16 protein-coding genes, 1 tRNA gene and 1 pseudogene are annotated in these 17,688 nt (G+C 61.6%); 6 read left to right on the forward strand and 12 right to left on the reverse strand.

Annotated elements, in window-relative coordinates; translation table 11 throughout:
• Window positions 1-6: 6 nt before the first annotated feature.
• Genes KOR34_RS27070 through KOR34_RS04460 form a run of 3 tightly spaced genes read right to left on the reverse strand, consistent with a single transcriptional unit; the run spans window position 7 to window position 2,958 of the window.
• The gene (locus tag KOR34_RS27070) at window positions 7-1,161 is read right to left on the reverse strand and encodes a DUF5691 domain-containing protein (protein WP_261342640.1); all 1,155 of its coding nucleotides are present in this window, start codon (window positions 1,159-1,161) and stop codon (window positions 7-9) included.
• Window positions 1,079-1,594, reverse strand: a complete 516-nt coding sequence (locus tag KOR34_RS27435) for a DUF5691 domain-containing protein (RefSeq protein ID WP_390620770.1) — start codon at window positions 1,592-1,594, stop codon at window positions 1,079-1,081. The genes KOR34_RS27070 and KOR34_RS27435 overlap by 83 nt, the downstream gene beginning before the upstream one ends.
• The gene (locus KOR34_RS04460; RefSeq protein WP_146562574.1) at window positions 1,591-2,958 is read right to left on the reverse strand and encodes an SWIM zinc finger family protein; all 1,368 of its coding nucleotides are present in this window, start codon (window positions 2,956-2,958) and stop codon (window positions 1,591-1,593) included. Before KOR34_RS04460 ends, KOR34_RS27435 begins: the two co-directional genes overlap by 4 nt.
• A 327-nt stretch (window positions 2,959-3,285) precedes the next feature.
• On the opposite strand from KOR34_RS04460, the gene KOR34_RS04465 reads away from it, so the two are divergent.
• Both KOR34_RS04465 and KOR34_RS04470 read left to right on the forward strand, forming a co-directional pair.
• Window positions 3,286-3,507 (forward strand): hypothetical protein, encoded by a 222-nt coding sequence (locus tag KOR34_RS04465; RefSeq protein WP_146562576.1) that lies wholly within the window; start codon window positions 3,286-3,288, stop codon window positions 3,505-3,507.
• A gap of 64 nt (window positions 3,508-3,571) precedes the next feature.
• Complete coding sequence (locus tag KOR34_RS04470) at window positions 3,572-3,772, forward strand: hypothetical protein (protein ID WP_146562577.1); 201 nt, start codon at window positions 3,572-3,574, stop codon at window positions 3,770-3,772.
• Window positions 3,773-4,117: 345 nt separating this feature from the next.
• Here the strand turns inward: KOR34_RS04470 and KOR34_RS27075 are convergent, their stop codons facing one another.
• The 5 genes from KOR34_RS27075 to KOR34_RS04495 all read right to left on the reverse strand — a co-directional run bounded on the left by KOR34_RS27075 (window position 4,118) and on the right by KOR34_RS04495 (window position 9,409).
• Window positions 4,118-4,546 carry a hypothetical protein gene (locus KOR34_RS27075; protein WP_146562579.1) on the reverse strand — a complete coding sequence of 143 codons (429 nt, stop codon included), beginning with the start codon at window positions 4,544-4,546 and terminating at the stop codon, window positions 4,118-4,120.
• A 19-nt stretch (window positions 4,547-4,565) separates the two neighbouring features.
• On the reverse strand, window positions 4,566-5,588 hold the full coding sequence (locus tag KOR34_RS04480; RefSeq protein WP_146562581.1) for a DUF1559 domain-containing protein: 1,023 nt from the start codon (window positions 5,586-5,588) through the stop codon (window positions 4,566-4,568).
• A gap of 121 nt (window positions 5,589-5,709) precedes the next feature.
• Window positions 5,710-6,759 carry a DUF1559 domain-containing protein gene (locus KOR34_RS04485; RefSeq protein WP_197531458.1) on the reverse strand — a complete coding sequence of 350 codons (1,050 nt, stop codon included), beginning with the start codon at window positions 6,757-6,759 and terminating at the stop codon, window positions 5,710-5,712.
• A 46-nt stretch (window positions 6,760-6,805) separates the two neighbouring features.
• Window positions 6,806-7,267 (reverse strand): hypothetical protein, encoded by a 462-nt coding sequence (locus KOR34_RS04490; RefSeq protein ID WP_146562584.1) that lies wholly within the window; start codon window positions 7,265-7,267, stop codon window positions 6,806-6,808.
• A 126-nt stretch (window positions 7,268-7,393) separates the two neighbouring features.
• On the reverse strand, window positions 7,394-9,409 hold the full coding sequence (locus KOR34_RS04495) for a hypothetical protein (RefSeq protein WP_197531140.1): 2,016 nt from the start codon (window positions 9,407-9,409) through the stop codon (window positions 7,394-7,396).
• 332 nt (window positions 9,410-9,741) lie between these two features.
• On the opposite strand from KOR34_RS04495, the gene KOR34_RS04500 reads away from it, so the two are divergent.
• Together KOR34_RS04500 and KOR34_RS04505 are read left to right on the forward strand one after the other, a co-directional pair.
• Window positions 9,742-10,113, forward strand: a complete 372-nt coding sequence (locus KOR34_RS04500; protein WP_146562588.1) for a hypothetical protein — start codon at window positions 9,742-9,744, stop codon at window positions 10,111-10,113.
• A 319-nt stretch (window positions 10,114-10,432) separates the two neighbouring features.
• The gene (locus tag KOR34_RS04505; RefSeq protein WP_146562589.1) at window positions 10,433-11,434 is read left to right on the forward strand and encodes a hypothetical protein; all 1,002 of its coding nucleotides are present in this window, start codon (window positions 10,433-10,435) and stop codon (window positions 11,432-11,434) included.
• A 416-nt stretch (window positions 11,435-11,850) separates the two neighbouring features.
• Here KOR34_RS04505 and KOR34_RS27080 read toward each other — a convergent pair.
• Together KOR34_RS27080 and KOR34_RS04520 are read right to left on the reverse strand one after the other, a co-directional pair.
• Window positions 11,851-12,458, reverse strand: a pseudogene (locus KOR34_RS27080) (IS3 family transposase); the annotation flags it as partial.
• 155 nt (window positions 12,459-12,613) lie between these two features.
• The gene (locus KOR34_RS04520) at window positions 12,614-14,302 is read right to left on the reverse strand and encodes a glycoside hydrolase family 172 protein (RefSeq protein ID WP_228714507.1); all 1,689 of its coding nucleotides are present in this window, start codon (window positions 14,300-14,302) and stop codon (window positions 12,614-12,616) included.
• A 1,000-nt stretch (window positions 14,303-15,302) separates the two neighbouring features.
• Between KOR34_RS04520 and KOR34_RS04525 the strand changes: the two genes are divergently transcribed.
• Both KOR34_RS04525 and KOR34_RS04530 read left to right on the forward strand, forming a co-directional pair.
• Window positions 15,303-15,563, forward strand: coding sequence for a hypothetical protein (locus KOR34_RS04525; protein WP_146562592.1), 261 nt, complete (start codon window positions 15,303-15,305; stop codon window positions 15,561-15,563).
• Between the two features lie 41 nt (window positions 15,564-15,604).
• Complete coding sequence (locus KOR34_RS04530) at window positions 15,605-16,642, forward strand: tyrosine-type recombinase/integrase (RefSeq protein ID WP_197531143.1); 1,038 nt, start codon at window positions 15,605-15,607, stop codon at window positions 16,640-16,642.
• A gap of 27 nt (window positions 16,643-16,669) precedes the next feature.
• Here the strand turns inward: KOR34_RS04530 and KOR34_RS04535 are convergent.
• A tRNA-Pro gene (locus KOR34_RS04535) sits at window positions 16,670-16,743 on the reverse strand.
• Between the two features lie 161 nt (window positions 16,744-16,904).
• Window positions 16,905-17,654: a YebC/PmpR family DNA-binding transcriptional regulator gene (locus KOR34_RS04540; protein ID WP_146562595.1), complete on the reverse strand. Its 750-nt coding sequence runs from the start codon at window positions 17,652-17,654 to the stop codon at window positions 16,905-16,907.
• Window positions 17,655-17,688: the final 34 nt, after the last annotated feature.

Raw genomic sequence — 17,688 nt, forward strand, 5'->3', positions numbered from 1 at the left:
GGATTCCTATTGGGCTGGTGAGTTCTTGAGGGCCGCGAGCATGTCACGACGCAGCCGCACCGTTCCAATCGCGTCGTGAACCAATTCTCCAAGGTTTGCCGACCAGTGGTCCTGACTCTCGGTCCACATCCGCCCAACTTCCTCGGTTACACTCGGATCGATACGAACAGCAGACAGTCGGAGAATCTGCCGCAAGAAGGTATCGTAGACGGCCTCCTTTGCCGCGAGCCGGTCGCGCACCGCTCCGGCGACCGCCCGTGACAGCTCTTCCCCCCAGCCAAAATCGCAGGCGTTCAGCACCGCTTCGACAACCCGCGGCCGTTCGACGAGCCCCCGGTTCGCAACGGCATTCAGTGTGACGCGCTCCGCCGACTCGCGGGGCAGGGCGTCCATGAGTTGAGTAATCCGGGCCCGCTGCAATTCGTCATGGGAGGTTGCGTCGTCCAACAACCGCAACAGGACCGCCTCTGCCCACTCCGCGTGGCGTTGCAGCGCGGCCGCCTCGATCCACCCTCGACACAAAGCGTCGGCCCAGTCGCTTTTTCTTGCCGCGTCGAGCCACGCTGCCGCATCACCACCGCGGTTCGCCCACGCCGACAAGGGCGCCCGGGACGCTATACCCCGCAGCAACTCCGCTTTCGGGCCAAGCCCACCGACCGACTTCATCTGCAAGCCGTCCCTCACAGCCGACGGGTCCAGCTCATCAGGAGGCATGAACTCGATTGTTGCCGAGTCCTTCTGCTTCTTTCCTCTCGCCGGAGGCCGATCAATCCACGAATCCACTCGCCAGGCCATGCGTTCGGCCATGCCCGATTCGGGTATGAGTGATAGTAGCCGCGTGACCGCGGCCCGCACCTGCTTCGATCGGTCATCGAGCAGGGCTTCCAACCACGACTCATCCTGAAGCGACACCCCTTGGGACATGACTCCCATGAATCCTGCCCGGTCTGCGGCTGTTTCTGTGTCCCAAACCGCCTGGACAAGCTCGCGGGCTTTTTCCGGAGCCGTTCGTCGGATGGCCTTGAGCGCTGTAATGCGTTCTCCCTTGTCACCCTCCTCCCAGACTACAATCAGCTCCTCAACGGACGCCTCGACAACTTGGGTGCCCCCCCCATTCCGGGTTGAGCTCCGCAAGCCAACGGCCACGGGCGCCTGACACATGAACCAGCGCCGTCCTCAGTCCGTGGTCGCTAGTGCTGGCCGCTCGGCCCAGCAGTGCCGGCACGGACTCCGGCGGCGCTGAGAGCCCTGCCGCAATTGCTGCGTTGCACCACTCCAGCAGCACCTCACCGTGATCACCGAATAAGACAGACTGCAGGTACGCCCCTGATTCCTTCCCGCATGTCGGTTCGCTGGTGATCAGCAGCGTTGGCGCAGCTGCCTGGACCGATTCGCCGGCGCGGCCCGCGATTTCGTAGACGCTAAGTGTAGCCGCATCGTTCAGGAGACGCACAGCCGGCTCGGTTGCGCTTGGTGAGGCCACCATCCACGCCCGCGCCCCGACGCTCGCAACGCCAAGCGATCGATCGGCGCCCAAGACCGCCCCACTCACCAATGCCTCCCACTCTCGTGATGGATGTCCTTCGGCGTTCATGCCACCCTCGCGATCGGTGCCGGATGGGCCCGGTCGGATACGGTGTAGCAGACGCCATCGGTCCAGACGGCTAGCGGCGATAGCCGATCGCCGTCCCACTCTCCGAAGACCGTCATCTCACCACCGCCGCTTGCCGACAGAAGCGGCCAATAGTCGCGACGCCCCGTCCCCAATGACAAAAGGGCGCCATCCCGATCGACGATGCTCCACCTACCGTCCCCAGAACCAGGCGGCGCCAACCGCACGCCCGCAACGCATACCGGCAGTTGCTCGAGCCACGGGTTCAGGGCGAGCGCGTCGGCGAATCGCTCGCGGACCAGCTCCACGCCATCCAATCCGGGCCACTCCGCCGCCTTTGCAGCAACTTGCTGCGATGCGATTACGGCTCTGACGCCCAGCGTGCCCGGGTAGTAGGTCAAGTCGGCTTGAATCGATGAACCGACCGGCGGCGCTACGGTCGCGGGCTGCCCCGCGGCGGTAAAATCGAGCAGCAGGGCCGGTCGTCCGTCAGAAACGCGAACCAACCAAGTCTTCTGGACCGTTAGTCGGTCCTCCTGCTCGGTACGCTGCGCAGCGACGCACCATCGCCCCGACTCAATGGTCAGCCCCGCCAACCGCTCTTTGCTGACCGTCCAACCAATGATCGTCCGCAGGTCGTCTTTGGTAGCGTCCGGCAGCCGATCCAGGCGAGCGTACGCGTTCACCGCTAGGTGCAGACGGCCGAGTCGGCTCAAGAATCGCGGCTGCCACCGAGCCCCCGATCCCGCCACGTCCCCCAACTCCCGCACGAGCCGCGCGAGGCCCGGCGCCTGGGCGTCGACAAGCCGCGAAGCGGCACCGTCCCAGAAGCTGTACGGTTGCGCGTGTGCCCAGGCGAGGCCCTGCCGCGCGATGTCGGTGAGCAGCACGCCGAGTTGCTCAACACCCGATCGGACTCGGTCCTCGCGTCTAGCTGCGCGCTTGGCCTGCGCCTTCTCGTCAACCGGCTTGTCGCTCGCCGCCTGCGCCTTGGCGACCTGCCTCTCGGCGCGCTGATCCCGCTCGGTAAGCCACCCACCAACCCAGTCGGGCGCCTCCCCCTCGGTCAGGCAATCCGCCTGATCCGCGTAGATCAGCATGAGGCCGATCGAGTGCTTGCAAGGAAACTTGCGGCTGGGGCAGCTGCACTTGAAGGCCGGGCCGTGCAGATCAACACAGACCTGGTAAGGCTTCTTCCCGCTCCCCTTGACCTCTCCCCACAGCGCTCGCTCGGCCGCCCCAAGCACAGGCCACTTGCTAACCTGCGACTGACTGCGTCCGGCCTTCACCGACGCCGCGTCGGGAGCGAGGTCGAGCACCTGCTGATTGGTCCATCCGTTGGCCATGCCGGAGTTTAGCGGATCGTGAGTAGGCGTGCCACGATCTTGAGCTCAATTCTTGCCATGCCAATATAGAAGTCAGGGGTGATCCAGTGAGGCCACCACAACAGGTTCACAATCCAGACTGCAAGACGCTGCTCGCCGCGAACTTGGCTGGGGCCGCGTACCCCAACGAGCCGTGCGGCCGGTAGTGGTGATCGGGCGAAGAAGGTGTGTTCTCGTGCTCCGAGGGTTACCTTCAGTGCCGTCATACAGAGGCGCCACCTTTTGGCGCCTGTCCTACCGGCGTCGCTCTCTCAGCTTTGCGACCCATCGTGGCGTCCCGTAAACCGAGTGCAGGAGTACTTCGAACGGGAGGGCGAGCCACTCGAACCGCCGGATCAGCCAACGCATAGCGACGCCGATCACAAGCGAGCGCATGGCTGCCATCTGCCGTACTGCAGCTGCGGCTACGGCGACGCCAACCACTGTGCGTGCCGCAGCGAGGCGATCGCGATCGCTATTTACGGCGCGTCGTTCGCCGTCGTGGTGGCGCTCTTGTCTTGGCTTTTGTAGCGGGCTGAGGCGGGCGGCGGCAAGGAGTTGTAACCGTTTGGACCAACCGGAAGGCAGAAAGCCTATGCCTAGGCACCGAGAGATCACGCTCAAGTTCGCAGCGGTCTACCAGATCGGCGTGCCGTTCGCTACGGTGCGCGGGAACCACCAGGAGGTGCTGATCGTCACGATGGACGACGAGTGGCTGGCGGACGAGCAGCTGCGGGAGAAGGCGGAGCGGGTGCGGAAGCGGTTGGCAATGAGGCGGGAACGACCACTGGAGTAACCGCAAGAGTGGCCGTTGCTTACGTGCCAAAAAGATCGACCGGGACTTGCTGTCCGTACGCCCTGCCGGAGCGGGGCTTCAGAACTAGCCTAGCCGGATGCCTCCGGTAACCGATGGTCCAAGTCTACTGCATCGAAGAGATCGCGGTCTTCTCGGGACAGCCACCGGACCTTCTCTTACCAACGCCGCCGCAAGTATGATCGGCCAACTGCGAATCATCTGCGGGTGGCGTCTGGTTGCCTCAGTTGGTGCGAGACGCCGCTAGGCGAAGGGGCTCGAATCGGCTTGGAGTATCGGCTCTAGGGCCGGTGTGTGGCGCTGCGGGTACGCCACGACGGGCGCCCCTTAGGGCTTGAGATGGAAATCGAAAGTCCGCGTTCCGGGTTCGATCTCCAGGGTCAGCTCAGACTGCTTGTTGTATTTGTCCGGCAAGAGTTGCACCAATGCCCCTCCTTGAAACTTCTCACCGGTGACAGGGTCTAGAGAAACCCCACCAGTACGTTCCCAAGCCTGGATTTCTACGCGGTAGGCGCCCTGCATCAGCCCTCTGATTGGGGCGACCTGGTAGGCGCCGTCCTTGATGTCGGCACCGGAGGTCGGTCCCTTGGTTGCCGCCATAGGGGTGAATTGCACGTACCCGTGCTTGACGGGCGCCCCATCGAAACTGACCTCGCCGTTCAAAGGAAGGCGATCTGACCTGTCGCACCCAACCAGCGCCAGGCAAAGTCCAAACAAGACAGCCAGGGAGACGCGGCTGGATTCACTCCGTTTCATCATGCTTTCAATCCGATTGCTACTGGATCGGTAAGTTTTCGCCGTCATCGATCGCAGCGAGAGATCTCCAAACGATGGCGTCGATCTCGTTTGGCACAAACACGACGTGACCGTCTCCGTAGGCGGCCATCACCCCGCCCGGATGGAGGCTGCGCGCACTTGCGTGATACTCGTGGTAGCTTCCACCGTGGATCACTGGCATCCACGGAACGGCTTCACTCACTGCCCAGCTGCGTCCCGCCCCCCCCACAGGCCCGGCGTCCGCGGCTCCGTTGGGAGTGTTGAGGTGGGTGTACCACGATGAGCCCGGCAGGAAACTCGTCCAGACCCCTCGCACATCGACGCAGTAGGTGGAGCTGCAGTTGCCCTGATCGGTGCCGTCGTCGTCCCTGCCACTTAGGACCTCACTGGCGACCACGACCTTGGAAGCGCCGTCGGTCATCTTCGCGATCGCGGTATAGCTGTCGACGCCGAAGGCGCCGTCCGTGGTCCAGTCAACCTTGCTTCCGTCGTGATTCCTCCAGATCTGTTGCCCGCCTTGATCGGCAAGCATTGTCCTGCTGCCGAAGCACGTCACGTAGTTTGATCGAGAGAATACTCGCGATTGGTGCGTTGTCACCGCGAGCCTCGCGGACGCGTCGTCGGAGGGGCAGAAGAACGACGGGATCTTTACACTGGCCACCGCGATGTTCGCGTCGGCCTTCGCGTTGTGGTCCCACCCCTCCTTGAGCGCAAGCTCTTCGATGTACGGGAGCAGGCAGACCTGGGCGGTCGCATTGAGGCCGAGCGAGTCGTCGACATCGATCCCCGGAGGCAGCTCCCTATTGGCTGACTCGTAGTTGTGCATCGCCAGCACGAACTGCTTGAGGTGGTTGGTGCACTGTATCCTGCGCGCGGCTTCACGGGCCGCTTGCACCGCTGGGAGCAAGAGGGCAACCAGGGTCCCGATGATGGCGATCACCACCAGCAGTTCGACGAGCGTGAAGCCGCGATTCCGGCGACGCCGACCTGGCGAGATTCCTGCGGTGGAGCAGAGCGTCATGTGAATCTCTCCGTGGATGGCGGGATTGAGAAGCGGTGTGGCGTTAAGCGGCACGCTCGGGCGCCAGCAGGAACGTCCCCTCAGCCGCCAGGATTGGGGGGCGTGGTTGTTGTCGGGGGCGTCAGAAGCTGCCGATCACCTCGTCACCGGCCCTTGTCGCGAGCGACTCGTAGATCAGAAAGTCGATAGCTTCGTTGAGGAAATCCACGTGCCCATCGGCGAAGACGACCTGGATACCGCCGGGGTGCTCACTGGACAGGGGGGCGTCCATGTCTTTCTTCAACGCTTCCGCGTTCGAGGACCAGGGTCTTAGCGATGTGTTCATCGGTTCGTGCGTCGTGCGGAGGACCCGCCCTGCCGAAATCAGGTACATTGAATAGCGTTCTTCCTCACGCCAGTCGATGGGGCCGTCGACACCGAAGAACCACGCCAAAGGCCCCCCCACCTGAGGGTCGCCATAACCTGGGCCGTGGCCCACAATCGACCAGTGGACACTTTCCCCAACGGCCATCGTGTTCGTTGTGCCGTCGGTGATCTGGCGTATTGCAATGGCGTCACGGTGCAGGAACAGGCCGTCGGTGTAGATATTGCCTCGCCATCCGTTGATCCGAGGCTGGACGTTGGCGGCGTCTGGCCTGGGGTTGTCGTCCGACGTGTTGCGGCCGCCTGAGATTCCGAAGTAGTCACGCCGCTCAGGGAAGTTGAGCTCATCGCTCACGCTTGGGCATTGGTAGACGGAGATCCGTGCGCCGGTCTTGGTGTACAGCGACCAGGTCCATCCCCCCCCATCCTGCTGACGCCTTTGGTCGACAAGCTGTTGAATGCTGTCCTCGAGAACCCCCTCTTCCATGTACGGCATGAGCAGCACGTACATTCCGGTCCCTCGGCAGTCTTTTGGGTCGTTGTTGCGGCAGTCTTGCAGTGAAACCTTGGTGCCGGGCGGGAATTCTCTGTTGGAGTTGTGGTAGTTCTGCAACGCGAGGCCGATCTGCTTGAGATTGTTCTGGCACGCGGAACGCCTAGCCGCTTCCCGCGCGGACTGCACGGCAGGGAGCAGCAAGGCCACCAGGATCCCGATGATGGCGATCACTACCAGCAGCTCAACGAGCGTAAAGCCGCGCTCTCGGCGGCGCTGTTCTGGCGTGATTAGTGTGGTGCAGCGGCGCGTCATGTGTGCCTCACTGTGGATTGTGAGCTTGTCGAGCGGGGTGGAGCAGCTAGGAGCTCTCGAGTACGAGGTCGATCTCATTCAATCCGTTCGGTTTGACGGTCACCTTAATTGGCGTATCGCCCCTGTTCGAGTAACGGGCCGGGACGAGGCTCTGCGATTCGATCTGGACGTTCACGCCGACGCCCGATAGCTCTTCTTCCAGCGAGCTAGCCATTCGACCAGACGCGGAATACTTGGTCGATTCGACCGTGACGGTGTAGTCTCCCGGCAGAGCGCCGTCGCCCGGGTCAATCGTCGTGAGCGTGTACCTTCCGCCCCCCGTGATCTCGCCGATCGCCGGTCGTCCGGCCTCCGGGAAGAATTTGACACGTCCGGTCTCAAGGGGTTTTCCATCTATCGTGACAACGCCGGAAACCTGGCGATAATCTCCGCCACAACCAGTCAGGCTGACCATAAGAAACGAACAGCACACGGCTTGGAGCGGCCGGCTTTGCGTTGAGAACGGCACTGAGAGCAATCCTCCTGTTTGTGCTGGGTTGAGAAGCGTGTTGATCGATTTGTGCCCGGCATCAGCAGCGAAGAGGTTAGATCCGCCGCGGCCGAGGCGCCACGTTGTTAACGGGCCAAGCGGCCTTCAGGCGGCGTAGCTACCGTCCCTGCCGCCGTGACGCCGACCGGGCCGAGCAGTGCCGAGCCGGCAAGCAAGCAGTCCGGAGAAGGCCAGCGTCAAGAGCGAGGCGCTCGGTTCGGGAACGCTGGAGTCAGCCAAGTCGCTGCTCGAAGTCGAACCGAACCGGGTTTTCCAGATGTTGTAGTCGTCGATGTCGACGCCGCCCGAGTTGCTGCCGGCGCCGTTCAGCGCCTCTTCCGTCATAGCGCCGAGGTTGTCGCGCCACACGGTGTAGTCCGCCGCATCGACGACTCCGTCGTTGTTGAAATCGCCTGGCAGCACGGAGGATTCGCCGACAACGCTCAGCACGACACTGTCGGCGTTGTAGACGAGCTCCCATGACAGGCCCTCGCTGAGTGGCGCCAGAGAAAAGTCGACACCCTTGAACATTCCTTCGACGCCGTTTGGGTCGCCCGTCTGAAGCAGGGTATAGCTGTCACCAGGCACAGGGCTGTACCCGCTCAGCTCGATCACCAGCTCGCCGTTGCCGATCCGGGCGTCGTCAGTCACCTGGATTGTGGAGTGACTCGATCCGGTAATGACGCTGTGCAGTTCCGCCGTGCCGGGGCGTGCGATCCACAACGGATCACCAAACACGACGCTGCCGCCCACGATCTTCTGATCAATCGACTCCGCCATCACCAGGTCGCCTAGCGAGACGGTCGCGTCGGGCCCTGTAATCTTCAAGGTGGAGGACGCCCCACCACCACCGCCCGCAGTCATCCAGAGCGTCTGCACGACAGAGAACTCAGCGTTCTGCTTCACATCGACCAGGGCGACGCCTCCTGGGTAGCGCCCGTTACATGCCTGGCCGCAATGCGTGATGGGGTATAAGTCTCCCCCGGCTAGGATCAGGCCATCCGTAGAAATCAAGTCGGCATGCCCTAAAGGATGGTCTTTATTGCCTGGGATGCTCACGGTGTTTGCCCTGCTGTTGACGGTGAACCTGCCAGAGCCCTCAACCGTCACGACGGTGCTGGACACTCCATAGTTGCTGTTGATCTCGCGTGACAGGTAACTCTGCATTCCGAAGTCTGTCTCTGTTCCACCGGTGGCCGTATTGAAGATGTTGAATTCGCCATTGTCTCGCACGGTGAGCGTCAGCTCCGACTTCTCGTTGTAGAGAGCGTCGAGATTGAAGACGGCGTTGCCTTCGACAACGATATCTGCGGTCGCTCCGTAACGGGCGCCCACGTTGAAATGCCCGTTTTGCACGGCAGAGTGGCCGTTCGGGTCTGCTGGCCCGAGGCTGTTGCCGAGCGTCATCTGTGCGTCGTCTGAGAGAGTCATGCTCAGGTTGCCGCCTCTCAGGGTGATGCCACCCGCCGCGGATGCGTCGGCGGCCCCGTCCATGATGATCGTGATCGAGGGTAGACCCGGCGTGCCCTGAGGCAGATCGGCTTCGCTGCCGTTGGCGAACTGAAATCCTGCAAGACTGCGGAGCACGGCGTCGTTGTGCATCTCCAGCCTGCCGGTTGTCCCCGAAGCGTTCGCGATCACCAGTGACTTTGCCCCTCCCGATCCAGGTCCGTTGCCGTCGACATCGCCGAATTCGAGGTACCCACCGTTCATGATGAGCGTCCCCTGCCCGCCGGCGTTGTTGCCGAGGACTGAACTAGCCGCGTCGTAAACCGTCAGGGATCCGCTATCGATTTGGAGAGTACCGGAGCTGTTCGGCGCGTCACCAATGACGAGCCCCTCAGTGTCGACATTCGCGTTGGGGTCGTTGAGAATCGCTGTGCCCCCGTCTCGGATCGTCGGCGCCCGGTTGTTCCCAATGGGAACAACGCCGTTGTGCCAGTTGCTGGGATCGAAGAAGTCCCCCGTGCCGGAACCGACGCCGCCACCATCATCAGCGCTCCAAACGCCCAGCTGAGCGTAGGACGGCGCGGCTAGGCTGTAGGGGAGCAAGGCTGTGGCGAGTATGACCGTGAACGGAGTGTGGCGAGAAAGCTGCGGAGGAGTCGACGTGCTCGTCATAGGATCCTGTCTTCACGAGAAAGCAGAGCAGGGCGCGGGTTCGCCCGCAGTGCCTCGCCTGGGGCGAAGCATGGGCTGGCATTCGGGGCGACTAAGCCGTGAGATTGTCAGAAAAGCGCGACGTACAGTTGGGAAAAGCCATCCACGCAAGTGGCTTTAGGGCCTGCGCAGAGCTATCGCTGTGCATAACATTTCCGTAAGCAGGCGCCACATTACGAACAATTTGAAGAGAATTCGCGATTTGTGTTCTTCCCGCGGGAAAGTGAACCGAGTCGGTTCCCGCGCTGGTAGCGAGCCTAATGCCGAAAGCTGCTGGTAGGCATGACGCCTGATTGGACTACGAGGTGAGCCTGCGGAAGGTGAACCGGTTGGCGCCGGGGCAGGTCAACTCGCTGGTGCTGGCGGTGGAGTGGGGCACGCCGCCCGGCGTTGCGCCGATGGCGGCGATCGTGCACACACCGGAGGTGGAGGTGACGCTCGGCTCGGGGCAGGTGGTGACGTCGCGGCCGATGACGTTCCTGCTGACGAGCGAGCCGGGTGTGAAGTTCGCGCGGCCGGGGCCGTCGGCGGAGCTGCATCGGAAGCTGAGGGAGCTGCCGGGCGGGAGGTCGCCGGGGGTGGAGGAAGTGATGCGGGCGGTGCGGGGGAGGAGATCTAGAGTGGCCGTCGGGCCGGGAGTGCGAGCAGTCTGCTGGTTTATTTGATCTCTGCGAAGCGAAGAGAGATGCGCAGGACGATGAATCCTGCGCACTTTCGGTAATCCCGAATCGGACCGAGGTTGTGACAACCCTAGCGAGTTCGCTGCCGCACTCCGGCGTCGCGGACGATGCAACCATCAGCTCAAAGGTATGCCCCTAATCGCCTTCGGTGGGGAGACCGAAGCGTCAAAGACAGCATCGCAAAATCTACCCAAGACAATGCGATACCCAGCTGTGAGCTGTATACTCCGCTCCAGGGAGTGGTCTGCGGCACTGCGCCGTCAACTCTTGGCCGAAAGTCGTGGTCTATTGCAAGGCATGAAGAATGAAGGCAGAACTCATCTTAATCGTCTTTCTATCAGCCAATCTTACGTCAGCTGCCCTCAGCTATGCCGACGAAATGCCTACGGCGAAGGACCGGTGGATAGCTTGGCACCGCCCCGTCGACGCCAACACATTCATCACGACAAAGGGCAACAATCATGACTCAATCCTCTTCGTTGAGCCGGAGCTGCAGTACCCCTATCACTTGATCATTAGCCAGACACCCAATGCAGCCCATCTGTGGCGAGCCAAGAAGTTCTCGTGGAACAGCGCAGACTGGGAACTTGTTTCTGACCAGTACAGGATCGGGAATCACTACGAGTACGATGACGGTGTAAAGGTGAACGGCGTCTACTATATCTTCGAAGCCGGTAGAGTGTATACGTTCTCGGGGCCACTCGAGCAAGCCAACGGAAAGTGGAAGCTAGCAGGAGCGTTTCCTCACAAGCAGTGTGATGACATAGGGGTCTATGTCGAAGACGGGGTGTTCCACATGTTCGGAGAGCATGGCGACTTCCCTCACGGCCCTGATGGAACCAGCTTGGCTCACTTCACTTCTGAAACAGGCTTGGGCGAATGGAGGTTGGTCAACTCCAGAGCCGTTGACCCTAACCCCGAAGAAGGGCACAAGTACGGTGTGGGAGACGCAACGATTGCCAAGATTGGAGAAGACTACTACATCCTCTGCGACCGGGAGTCAAAGGGCAGCCCCTATAAGGTCGTTGCTTGGAGATCGAGAGACCTGAATGAGCCGTTTGCGTATCTCGGCATAGCAATCGCTCCGAGATCCAACGAAATCGACGACTGGGACAACTACAGAATCCAAGATCCGGATATTGCGTATATCCCAGAACTTGGTCGTTACGCTATGACGTGTAACATGATGGATGTCGATGGGGTTCCTGGCGGACACTTCCCTACTCTAGAGAAGACGCAGACGCGTGTGATCGGAGTGTTCTATTCGAACAAGCAGCTGAGGACGCCAGCTAATGACGCGCCTTAGCTCAGATGGTCGCTGCAGAAGACTGTAAGGTCGAACTCAGAATCGGAAAGGTCGGAGCACGCGTCCGTTGAGCACGCGTAGGCGACTTTGTGCGCCGGCCCCCACGCATCGGTTAGACCAACCGACCTGAGTTGTAGCCGCTCACAACTCGCTGAGGTGTGCCCAACCTCTATCGCTAGTGAGAGCCCCCAATTGCAGTCGGTGTACACCACCTCTGCGAATCCGAGACAGCGGCTTCGGACCCTCGGCTTAGGTCCCTGATACTTGTCGCAGGGGTCGCAGCGCCGTTCTGCGCAGTTCGTGCATCGGCTTTCGAGCGTGCAAACAGGCCCGCCCCAAACGCTAGCGTGAGTTAGGCTGCGGCGCGCGGTTGCAGCAACCGGGGGCAACCGATGGTCTGGCAGAAGAGCGATCACGGCCGTCCGGTCCATCACGAAGTCGTAGCTCCCGACGTGATCTTTGAACGCCGGTCGGAGCCCGACGCACGACCCGTCCGTCAGCCACAGCCGCTTGCGTTTAGGCTGCTTACACGGAACCATGAGGCCCTCGCGGCGCCACAGGTGTTTGACTCGTTTGTGATTGACCCGCCAACCACCCGCTCGCGGCAACGCCGAGATACGGCGGTAGCCGTACCGGCCGTAGTCGCTTGCTAGTTGCGTCGTCTACCGCAACAGCCGTGGCTCGTCGATCAGCACGTGCTTGCCGCGACGCTGCGTGCTCCGCGGCTGCCCTAGCACATGGCAGGCCCGACGCGCCGACACCAGCGGTCGGCCGAGCGAGTCTCTCGCGTGTTCGACCGCCCGGCGTCGGCGGGCCGGGCTCAGAAGTTTCCCGAGGCGGCTTCTTTCAAGATCGCCTAGTCGAGCTCGGCGTCCGCATGCAGACGTTTCAACCGGGCGCTCTCCTTCTCGGGCTCCTTCAGCCGCTTCGCCTGGTCGAGCTTCAACTCGCCGTACCCCTTACGCCAGCGGCAGTAGGTCGGGTAGGTCACGCCGATCTGCTTGGCCGCCTGCTGCTCTTGGGTCTAGCTTTGCGGCAACAGCACCTCCGCCTCTCGCAGCTACCCAACAATCTCCTACGCCGAATGCTTCTTCCCTCGTGGCGTCCTGAACCTCCGTCAGGTGGCGCCCACGCCGAGCGATTATCGCGCCGGCTGTGGACTCGTTTGAAGGGGGCTGGTCACTTCTTGGCGGTCTTCCTCGGCTTATCCTTATTGCTCCTGGGCTTCGTCGATTGCTCCTCTGGCTTTGTAGAAAGATCTTGCGCAGGCGGCATGTTGAGCGTTTCCTCGGGAGTCGGATCGCGGTTGGAGGTCGTCTCTGCGAAGCCATACCAATAGGTTCCAACCTGGTACCCCATGTCGCAATCCGATCCCGACCAAACCTCCATGTCAAGCCGCAATGAACTCCCAAACGGCATCGTGTCGAGCGCTCGGCTGCGTGTCTCGACACTGTACCCTAGTGTGTTCTTGGATTTGTCACTCTTGGGCTTGCGATTGAGCTTGTTGTACTTATTGCTCATCGGCTGAGCGTGGAAGGGGTGCTCATAGAAGTCGGTGCTGCGGCCGCCCCAGGAATAGCCGTAGTAGTCCTCCGTGCCGGTCCCAAAGATCGAGGGAAAATTTTCACCATCGACCCAAATCCGTTCATCTCCTTCGCCCCACCAGCTGGTGACGGGGTTCATGACCGTCAGGGTGTCACCCACGTACACTCCCCGGCCCATAAGCGTAACGTAGTTCCAGTCGGAACGCGGTCGCGTTGGTACGGGATACTGACCTCGCCAGGCGGCGTGGAAGTACATCGAACTTTCATCCCAGGTCCAATCACCTGTCTTCACCCTAAGATCTGCATCGACTGCCTCGGGGCTCAGGTTCAGCAGCGTTACCTTGCCGCCTGTTTGGTAGGGCATCACCCAGCGGCACGTCATCGCGCCATCTTGGCCAACTGTGCGGTACCAGCCCTGCATTGGATTGAGCCCAATGCCCGAACCAAAGAAATCACCAATCGGACACCAGACGGTTTGCATGCCGTCGAATTCCACTTTGAGGACAACCTGTCGCGTGACATTCGGGTTCTTATAGCTGTCGAGTTTGACGGATAGCTCCCGGACGGCGGCGACACCGGCGGGCAAGTCGAGGCTCATCTCCTGCTGATTGGCGAGTGACGCCTTGATGCTCAACGGTGAATTGGCATCCTCGGCTGAGGGGTTGAGCAGCAACTTGCCTGTTTCTTCGGTCAAGGTTTTGGCGGCGTTGAAGTCTTCCATTGTAAAGGTCGTCACGTCGGTCCCTTCGCTGTAATCACGGAAGGTGAATTGGAAGAAGAACGGAGTCTTGTCCGTCGTCACCTTGCACCCATTGGCGTAAGGAATTGGGAAGAAACTCACCGCCGAACGCAGCGACTGGTGAGCCAGGGGGTAAGGGATTGCCCCCGTGCCATCAAACAAGGTCAGCATGTTGCCTTCGAGCACCGGTTCGTCCGAGCCGTCTAAATAGATCCGCATCGTGATATCGGAGCCGGGCTTCAACTGATTCAACCAAGGCATCCACGTCCGCACGATCGCACCGGGGCCGGTGTGATCCATAAGCACCCACTCTTTGCGGCCGTTGTTCTCTTCTACGCGGATAAAATTCTTGTCCTTCGGTCCGCGGTTGAAGTCTTTGTTGGTAAACCAGCCGACCGGCTCATCAGGCGTCTTGGAGGCCCGGTTGTAGCTGCTGTGCTGCTTCAACCGGAAGCTTCTTGCCGGGAACTTGGCGACCGAATCCCGGTCGGTCATCTCCTGCAGCAGCGATGAAATGGTTACCTGCCCGTAGGCATGGATGGGCAGGACAACCAGCAGGAAAAGAAACGTCAAGCGGTAAGTCATGTCCAACACCAGGTGGGTCTGTCTCGTAGCCGTATCTATCTCAGGAAGAGCTTGGCACGAGGCACGTCGTACGCGAGTTAAGTTATACCTAGCTACGCTAACATCAACTCTAGGGCTGGTCCAGCCGCAAGCTTTTGCCGGGCCTACAGCAGTTCAGGAACCGCTGCAAGGCTCAGAAGTTAGATCAACCGACCTGAGTTGTAGCCGCGCACAACTCGCTAAGGTGTGCCCAACCTCCGTCGCTTGAGCGAGCCGTCAATCGCAGTCGGTGTACACCACCTCTGCGAACTCGAGACAGCGGCTTCGGACCCTTGGCTTAGGTCCCTGATACTTATCGCAGGGGTCGCAGCGCCGTTCTGCGCAGCTCGTGCATCGGCTTTCGAGCGTGCAAACAGGCCCCCCCCAATCGCTAGCGTGAGTTAGGCTGCGGCGCGCGGTTGCAGCAACCGGAGGCAACCGATGGTCTGGCAGAAGAGCGGGCGCAGTCGTGCGCGCGGAAAGTTCTCGGAACAGAAAAACGCCACGCGTTCTCTACCGCCCGGCCCCCTGTCTATCTCCTGCTCTCCCAAGGGCTTCCGTGGAGGGCCTGGCCGCGGCCGACGCGATCCGTGTCGTCGGCGCGCGTTGACAACCGCCGGGCGGCGTTCACAATCGACGCTGCACCTTCAAATGGCGTCCGGCCCGCAGCGCCAACTGCGGATCGGGATTTCAGACATCTCCCTAAGTGCGAGGTCGGGAGACGCCATGGCGGTTACGCCAAGTCTAACTGTGCACCGCTGCGTACTTTATCTCGAACGGTCGGGGGCTGGGCGATCGAATCGCCCCGACACGAACAACGCATGCGGTTAGCCCGCGGCAGCCCCTAGCTGGCCCTTGTCGCTAAGCCTGTCGCCCGAATCGTCGCGCGGTCAGGGCTCCCTTCTAAGCACGACCTCAAGGAGACCGCCGTAGGCGAATTGCGTATTCGTCAGCGGCGGGAGTTGGACCAAGGACCATCGATATGACGAGCGCCTTCTGCTTGTTTGAGAACGGCAAATCTTACGACGCGCTGCAGATCGCCAAGCAACTCGGCCGCACTGGCAAGGCGGAGAATATGATCCGCTGGGTGCGTGAGCACGTCTTCTCGCAGGGCTGCTGGCACTACAAGCTCGGCAACGTCTACATCACTACCGGGGATCACCTGAACCTATGGATCAATCAACGCGCCGAGGGCTGGAACGACGATTCAAGATTATCAAGCGGTCCGGGCGGAAGCGACTGATCATCCGCTGGCACGGCGGAGAGCGGGCTCGCGAGACCTCTTTGGGCGTCTCCCGCCACCGCGACGCTGAGCGGTTGGCGAGAGACCTGATCGCGAGCATGGAGCGTCCTCGGGAGGACGACTGGCTCAGCTTCCAACAGGAGTTCGAAGACCACCATCTGAAGAGTCAGTCCAAGAACTACCGCGCGTCGTTCGTGCCTGCAGCTCGAAAGCTCGAAAACCTCTGCAACCCGAAGCGCGTGTCGGACGTCACGCCGCTGATGCTTGCCCGGTTTCATACGCGGATGCGAGAGGCGGGCCTGGCGAACACTACGGCCGCCAGCTACCTGAGGCAGCTACGCATAACGATCAACTGGGCCGCAGAGCACGGCTACCTCGAGCAGCGGGTCAAGGTTGTCGTCCCGAGGGTCGACGAGGACGAGGAGATGAAGGGCCGGCCGCTCTCTCTGGAAGAGTTAGAGCGTCTGCTGAAAGCGGCCGGCAAGTTGTTGGGCGTGCACGCGGCGCCGATGGAGAGCATGCTGCGGGGCTACTGGCTCTCCGGGCTGCGTAGGACTGAGGGGTACCTGCTGTCGTGGGACAACTCGGAAGAGCTGCTGGTGGTGAAAATCGACGGGCGTCGGCCGATGGTGGAAATCCCCACCAAACTCGACAAGGGCCGCAAGCGGCGGACACTGTCGCTGACGCCCGACTTCGTGGAGCACCTACGCTCTCTCCCGAACCGCGAGGGACGGGTCTACCGCCCGCTGACGAAACAGGGCAGGGTGGTGCGGTCGGTCGACACGCTCGGCGTTCTGATCTCCGACATCGGCGCCACGACCAACATTGTGACTAAGCCGGGACGGCACCCAACAGTGCACGACTTGCGGCGGTCGTTTGGCGAGCGGTGGGCGGCTCGGGTGACCCCACCGGTGCTGAAAGAACTGATGCGGCACCGGGATATCAAGACTACGCTGAAGTACTACGTGGGTCAGTCGGCGGAGCGGACAGCAAACCAGGTCTGGGACGTATTCGAGCGGAGCCAGGGTGGCGTTTTGGGTGGCGCCCGCGAACCGGCCGCAGAGGCGAACCGGTCGTAAACCGTGTTGCCAAAGAGCTTTACAAAGTCGGGCCGACAGGATTCGAACCTGCGACCTTTTGACCCCCAGTCAAACGCGCTACCAGACTGCGCCACGGCCCGAACTTAGGTAAGATGTCGCCGCGGAGAAGCCTTGAGAGCAAGGGTCGCGACTGCCACTAGATTACTACAGGCCGGCGGGGAGGGGAAGCCCAAGTCACCAAGCCGCTTTCCGCCGAGGGAGCCTCGCAGTGGGGTTGCCGCTCGGCCAACCGTCCCCGCGGCTAGCCCTCAAGCTCCGCCATCACGGACTCGTCGATGTTGAAATTCGAGCTGACTTTCTGGACGTCGTCGTGGTCGTCGAGTCGCTCCATCAGTTTCAGGACCTGCCGGGCGTCGTCTCCGGCGACGTCGACGTAGTCGTTCGGCAGGTAGGTGATTTCGCTAGTTTCCGTGGCCAGGCCCGCCGCCTCGACGGCGTTAGAAACCTCGTTGTAGGCGTCAACCGGGCAGGTAACCTCAAACTGGTCGCCGTCGTGCTTGACGTCGTCGGCGCCTGCTTCCAGAGCAAGCTCCATGAGCGACTCCTCGTCGGTTTCGCTTGCGGCGATCACCAACAAACCTTTGCGCTCAAACATCCAGGCCGCGCAGCCGGTGGCGCCGAGCTTGCCGCCAAACACGTCGAAGATCTTGCGGATCTCTGGGGCGGTGCGGTTGCGGTTGTCGGTGAGAATCTCGCACATGAAAGCCACGCCCGACGGGCCCATGCCCTCGTAGATGATTTCCTCGTAGTTGTCGCCGTCGCTGTCGCCGGCGCCTTTCTTGATCGCCCGCTCGATGTTGTCCTTGGGCATCGACACCGCTTTGGCGTCGTTGATCGCGTAGCGGAGCCGGAGGTTCGCATCGGGGTCAGGGCCGCCCATCTTGGCGGCGACGATGATCGCTTTGGAGAGCTTGCTCCAGACCTTCCCTCGCTTGGCGTCGATCGCCGCCTTCTTGTGCTTGATGCCCGCCCAGTGTGAGTGGCCTGCCATGTTGTGCTCGTGAGTGCGTAGGGGTGTGGTGGTT

Origin of the sequence: Posidoniimonas corsicana (assembly GCF_007859765.1) — a bacterium.
In the GTDB taxonomy this organism is placed as follows: Bacteria; Planctomycetota; Planctomycetia; order Pirellulales; family Lacipirellulaceae; genus Posidoniimonas; species Posidoniimonas corsicana.